6 protein-coding genes are annotated in these 5,752 nt (G+C 72.8%); 4 read left to right on the top strand and 2 right to left on the bottom strand.

From position 1 onward, the window contains the following. Positions 1-62: 62 nt before the first annotated feature. Positions 63-452: a WhiB family transcriptional regulator gene (locus tag Air01nite_RS40305; protein ID WP_203708743.1), complete on the bottom strand. Its 390-nt coding sequence runs from the start codon at positions 450-452 to the stop codon at positions 63-65. 229 nt (positions 453-681) lie between these two features. Continuing rightward, entirely contained in the window at positions 682-1,395 is a 714-nt protein-coding gene (locus Air01nite_RS40300) for an SOS response-associated peptidase (protein WP_203708741.1), read from the bottom strand. Between the two features lie 89 nt (positions 1,396-1,484). Here Air01nite_RS40300 and aroA point away from each other — a divergent pair, with 89 nt between their 5' ends. The 4 genes from aroA to Air01nite_RS40280 all read left to right on the top strand — a co-directional run bounded on the left by aroA (position 1,485) and on the right by Air01nite_RS40280 (position 5,728). After that, on the top strand, positions 1,485-2,774 hold the full coding sequence (aroA, locus tag Air01nite_RS40295) for a 3-phosphoshikimate 1-carboxyvinyltransferase (RefSeq protein WP_203708739.1): 1,290 nt from the start codon (positions 1,485-1,487) through the stop codon (positions 2,772-2,774). Between the two features lie 52 nt (positions 2,775-2,826). Continuing rightward, the gene (rsgA, locus tag Air01nite_RS40290; RefSeq protein ID WP_239091296.1) at positions 2,827-3,795 is read left to right on the top strand and encodes a ribosome small subunit-dependent GTPase A; all 969 of its coding nucleotides are present in this window, start codon (positions 2,827-2,829) and stop codon (positions 3,793-3,795) included. Between the two features lie 14 nt (positions 3,796-3,809). Continuing rightward, a complete protein-coding gene (hisN, locus tag Air01nite_RS40285) occupies positions 3,810-4,604 on the top strand; it encodes a histidinol-phosphatase (RefSeq protein WP_203708737.1) in 795 nt (264 codons plus the stop codon). A 161-nt stretch (positions 4,605-4,765) separates the two neighbouring features. Further along, positions 4,766-5,728 (top strand): hypothetical protein, encoded by a 963-nt coding sequence (locus tag Air01nite_RS40280; protein ID WP_239091295.1) that lies wholly within the window; start codon positions 4,766-4,768, stop codon positions 5,726-5,728. Positions 5,729-5,752 lie beyond the last annotated feature (24 nt).

The following is a 5,752-nucleotide window of genomic DNA, read 5'->3' as shown; positions in this document are numbered from 1 at the left end:
TCGTCGTCTGGGCCCGGTGCGGTGCCGCCCTGACCCACGAGACACCCCCTAGGGCGGCTATGTCAGCTCACCGGCACCAGTTCCAGCGAAAGGTCGCGCATCGGCGGCCCCGAGTCGATGGTTTCGGCGCCGCGGGTGAGCTGACCGCGCCAGGCGACCAACATCGCCCGCCGCTCGCGCGGTGTGGTGCCGCCCCAGACGCCGTGGCAGTCGCCGACCTCCAGCGCCCACGCCAGGCACGCACCCTGCACGTCACAGGTGCGGCACAGCGCGATGGCGGTGTCGGCCGGCTCGCTCGGCGCCGGGAAGAACGTCTCCGGATCGACGGATTGGCACACACCCCTGGTGCGCCAGGCTTCGTCGAGTTGTCGTTCGGCCGACGCGCGTAGCAGTCGTGGATCCCGACGTGCCGCGGCGACCTCATGCGGGCGTGGCATACGCGCCCGTGTCATCTGCAACCCACCTCCCCCGTGGGGCCGGCATTCCGCGCAACTGGCGCGAGATCGGTTGACCCAATGGGTGTCGTCGCCCGGTGCGAGAAGGCACCCATTGCCGGCGCTGTGTTCTATCGCACTCGTGATGCTGGAGACAAGAGTTTGCATCGAACCTGCGGAAAGTCTGTTACGAGAAATCGCAACAAGACGACGGGAAAGGGAAATATCAAGCGCCGCGCATTGAAGATCAAAAAAGGGTCAGTTCGACCGGTTCCTCATGCGGCGCGGCCAGCGCGGGCGCGGCCACCCGGGCCACCAGATCGGGACCGTCGTTGCGGACGTCGCCGACAGCCGCACCGACCGGGCGGATCTCGATGCCGGCCAGCGTCGCGTCGGACGGCGGAGCCAGCAGCTCGCCCGCGTCACCGCCGCCGGCGAGCCACGCCGCCCACCGGTCGGGCGCGAGCACCAGCGGCATCCGGTTGTGCACGAGGGCCAGGTCACCGAGCGCCGCCATGGTCACGATGCTGCAGGTCAACAGCTTCTGGTCGCCCCACGCGGCCCACAGGCCACCGAACACCACGGGCTCCGGCGCGGTCATGAAATAGGCCTGCTTGCCGCCGCCGGGCTTGCGCACCCACTCGTACCAGCCGTCGGCCGGCACCAGGCAACGCTTGCCGGCGAACGCCCGCGCATAGGCCGGGGTGGTGGCCACCGTCTCGGCCCGTGCGTTGATCATGCGGGCCGCGCCCTTGGTGTCGCCGGACCAGCTCGGCACCAGCCCCCACCGGGCCACCGAGAGCGTGCGGCCGCCCAGCCGCTGGGACATCCGGACCACCGGCACCGGGTCGGTCGGCGCCACGTTGTAATCGGCCACCAGGCCGTCGCGGGTGTCGTCGAACGCCTCGAAGAGCGCACTGAGGTCAGGCGCGTCCTTCGTCGTCGCGTACCGCCCGCACATGGCCGTCACGCTAGCGCAACTCGTCCCGGCACGCGGGAGTGCGCGATGTCGATCGCGGAGCGGCGGTCCGGCAGGTCAGACTGGAGTACGTGGCCCGACAGACCGCACACGTGCCGTGGAACGCGCCGACCGCCGCCGAGCCGGTCACCGCGACCGTCCAGCTGCCCGGCTCCAAGTCGATGACCGCCCGCGCGCTCGTGCTCAGCGCGATCGGGGTCGGCCCGTCGACGCTCGCCCGACCGCTGCGGGCGCGCGACACCGAGATGATGGCGGGCGGCCTGCGGGCCATGGGTGTCAGCGTCTCCACCGTCGACGACGACCGCTGGGTCGTGCGCCCGGGCACGCTGCAGGGCCCGGCGCACGTCGACGTCGGCCAGGCCGGCACCGTGATGCGCTTCATGCCGGCGATCGCCGCGCTGGCACAGGGCACGGTCACCTTCGACGGCGACCCCTCGGTGCGGCAGCGCCCGCTGCGCCCGCTGGTCGACGCGCTGCGCTCGCTGGGCGTCAGCATCGACACCCCGCCGACCGGCAGCCTGCCGATGACGATCCGCGGCACCGGCCGGGTCACCGGCGGCGAGGTCGTGATCGACGCGTCCGCGTCCAGCCAACTCGTCTCCGGCCTCCTGCTGGCCGCGCCCGACTTCGACCGCGGCGTGGTGGTGCGGCACGACGGCCCGCCCGTCCCGTCCGCGCCGCACGTCCGGATGACCGTGCAGATGCTGCGCGCCGCCGGCGCCGGCGTCGACGACTCCGTGCGGGACCTCTGGGTGGTCGAGCCCGGCAAGCTGACCGGGCGGGGCTGGACGATCGAGCCCGACCTGTCCGGCGCGATGCCGTTCTTCGCGGCCGCGCTGATCACCGGCGGCACGGTCACCCTGCTCGGCTGGCCGCGCAGCAGCGCCCAGCCGGTCGACCGGTTGCGCGCGCTGCTCGACGAGATGGGCGGCGAGGTCACCCTCGGCACCGACGGGCTGACCGTGCGGGGCACCGGCGTGCTGCACGGGCTCGACGCCGACCTCTCCGAGGTGGGCGAGATGACCCCCGTGCTGGCCGCGCTCGGCGCGCTGGCCGACTCGCCGTCGCGGCTGCGCGGTGTCGGGCACATCCGCGGGCACGAGACCGACCGGCTGGCCGCGCTGACCCGCGAGCTGACCGCGCTCGGCGCCGCGGTCGCGGAGACGCCCGACAGCCTCGAGATCACGCCCCGCCCGCTGCGCGGCGGCGTCTTCCACACCTACGACGACCACCGGATGGCCCACGCCGGCGCCGTGGTCGGCCTCGCGGTCCCCGGCATCGAGCTCGACGACGTGGCGTGTACCTCCAAGACGATGCCAGACTTCCCGGCACTATGGTCGGCGATGGTCACGGGCAAGTAGGGAGAAGGCGCTGCCGGGCAGAAAACGGGAGTACGACGAGGACGACGTGCGGGTGCGACCCGCCCGCTCCTCGCGCCCGCGTACCCGCACCCGCCCGAAGCACGACGACGCGGTCGACGGATTCGTCGTCGCGGTCGACCGGGGCCGCTACACGATCGAGGTCGACGGCCCGCCGGTGACGGCGATGCGCGCCCGCGAGCTCGGCCGGAAGTCCGTGGTGGTGGGCGACCGGGTCGCGCTGGTCGGCGACACCTCGGGCGCGGCCGGCGCGCTGGCCCGCATCGTCCGGATCGCCGCACGCACCTCGGTGCTGCGCCGCACCGCGGACGACGACGACACCACGCCCGAGGGCCGGCTCGAACGGGTCGTGGTCGCCAACGCCGACCAGCTCGTCATCGTCAGCTCGCTGTCCGATCCCCCGCCCCGCACCGGTTTCATCGACCGCTGCCTGGTGGCCGCGTACGACGCCGACATCGACCCGCTGCTGTGCCTGACCAAGGCCGACCTGGCCGGTCCGGCGGAGGTGCTCCACTACTACGCCGAGCTGGACCTGCCGCACGTGCTGGTGCGCCCCGACTCCGACCTGGCCGCGGTGCGGGACCGCCTGGCCGACCGGGTCTCCGTGCTCGTCGGCCACTCCGGCGTGGGCAAGTCGACCCTGGTCAACCGCCTCGTGCCGGACGCCGACCGGGCGGTGGGCGTGGTCAGCGCGATCGGGCGCGGCCGGCACACCTCGACCAGCGCGGTGGCGCTGCGGCTGCCCGGTGACGCCGGTTGGATCATCGACACGCCCGGCGTACGCAGCTTCGGGCTGGCCCACGTCTCGGCCGAGAGCCTGCTGCACGGCTTCCCGGACCTGGTCGAGGGCACGGTCGAATGCCGGCCGAACTGTGAGCACACCCCGAACGACGTCGACTGCGCCCTCGACGCCTGGGTGGCCGCCGGCAAAGCCGACCCGCGCCGCCTCGCCTCGTACCGCCGCCTGCTCGCCTCCCGCGCCGGGGAAGACACCGAAAACTAGTAACGTCTGCCGCCATGGCCCCCCGGTACGCGGACGACCTCTCGCTCGCCCATGTTCTCGCCGACACCGCTGACAAGATCTCCATGGACCGGTTCCGCGCGCTCGACCTGCGGGTCGAGTCCAAGCCCGACCTGACCCCCGTCTCCGACGCCGACCAGGCGGTCGAACGCGCGCTGCGGGCCACCCTCGGCCGCACCCGGCCGCGGGACAGCGTGCTCGGCGAGGAGTACGGCGTGTCCGCGGCGGCGGCGGGCCCGGGCCACCGGCAGTGGGTGATCGACCCGATCGACGGCACCAAGAACTACATCCGCGGCGTGCCGATCTGGGCCACCCTGATCGCGCTGATGGAGGGCGACCGGCCGGTGGTCGGCCTGGTCTCCGCGCCCGCGCTCGGCCGGCGCTGGTGGGCGGCCCTCGGCCACGGCGCGTTCGCCGGCCGGCACACGACCGCGGCCACCGCGATCCGGGTCTCCGGCGTCCGGCGGATCGGCGACGCGAGCTTCTGCTACTCGAGCCTGCACGGCTGGGAGGAGACCGGCCGCCTGGACCCGATGCTCGACCTGATCCGGCAGAGCTGGCGGAGCCGGGCCTACGGCGACTTCTACGGCTACATGCTCGTCGCCGAGGGAGCCGTCGACGTCATGGTCGAGCCGGAGCTGTCCCTGTGGGACGTGGCGGCGCTCATCCCGATCGTCACCGAGGCGGGCGGCAGCTTCACCGATTTGTCCGGCCAACCGGGTCCGTCCGGCGGGAGCGCGGTGGCCACCAACGGAAAAATTCACGAAGAGGTGCTTACCCGCTTGAGCTGACGGCTTGTCGGGTTTCACGAGATCATCTCTAACCTGGCGTTTTGATCGAAATACCCCTCGTAACCGCTGGGCGCCAGGTTCGGCCGGTCGCCGAGCGCAATGCCAGGAACCTCCGTTACTGTGCCCGGGTGCTGTCCACCAGTTGGGGCTTCCTCGCGGCGATGGTCATCGCCTACGGAGTCGCCAACCTCCTCCAATCGGTCGCGGCAACACGGACCAAGCTGCACACCTCGTGCAACCCGAAACTGCTGGTCCGACTGGCCAGCCAGCGGATCTACCTGTACGGCCTCGGCTTCCAGGTCGTCGGCTTCCTGCTGGCCTTCGTGGCCCGCCGTGACCTACCCCTCTTCCTCGTGCAGTCGGCGGCGTCCGCCGGGTTGGGTGTGACCGCGCTCTGCGGAGTGCTGATCCTGCGCTGGAAGCTCCCGCGGGCCGAGGTCGGCCTGCTCGCCCTGCTCTTCGGCGGCCTCTTCGCGCTGGTCATCTCCGCGAAGCCGGCCCAGGCACACGGGATCGGCTCCGGCGGCCTGGCCATGCTGCTCGTCTGGCTGGCGGCCATCGCCGTGGTCGGCGTCTTCGCCGCCCGGCTGCACGGCGTGCCCGGCGCGGTGGCGCTCGGCCTGCTGGCCGGCATGGCGTTCTCGGCCGCCGCGATCGCCGGCCGCCCGCTGGCCTCCAGCCACTCCATCTCCGAGTTCGTCTCCAGCCCGCTGCTCTACGTGCTGATCGGCGCCTCCCTGCTCGGCCAACTCCTGATCGGCCTCGCGATGCAGCGCGGTTCGACTACCGCGGCGGTCGCGTCGATGGACGCCGCGGCCGCGGTGCCGGCCGCCGCGATCGGCCTGCTGTTCCTCGGCGACCAGATCCACTCCGGCCGCGAGTGGCTGGCCGGCCTCGGCTTCTTCATCACGCTGATCGCGGTGATCGGCCTGACGCGGTACGCCGAGCCGCAGCACCACCACGAGACCGCCGAGACCAAGCCGCGGGCGCTGACCGCCGGCCCCCGCGCGCTCAAGGCCCGGGCACTGGCCGCCCGCCACCTGGCCGCCGACGCGGCCCGCACGGTGGGCGCCAGGCCGATGCCCGCCGGCCCGCCGCCTCGCTCAGGCACCGGTCCGCGGTAGGACCGGGCTAGGGCGTGTCCTGCC

The organism is Asanoa iriomotensis (assembly GCF_016862515.1).
Taxonomy (GTDB): Bacteria; Actinomycetota; Actinomycetes; order Mycobacteriales; family Micromonosporaceae; genus Asanoa; species Asanoa iriomotensis.
This window is presented reverse-complemented; position numbering and strand designations above follow the sequence as displayed.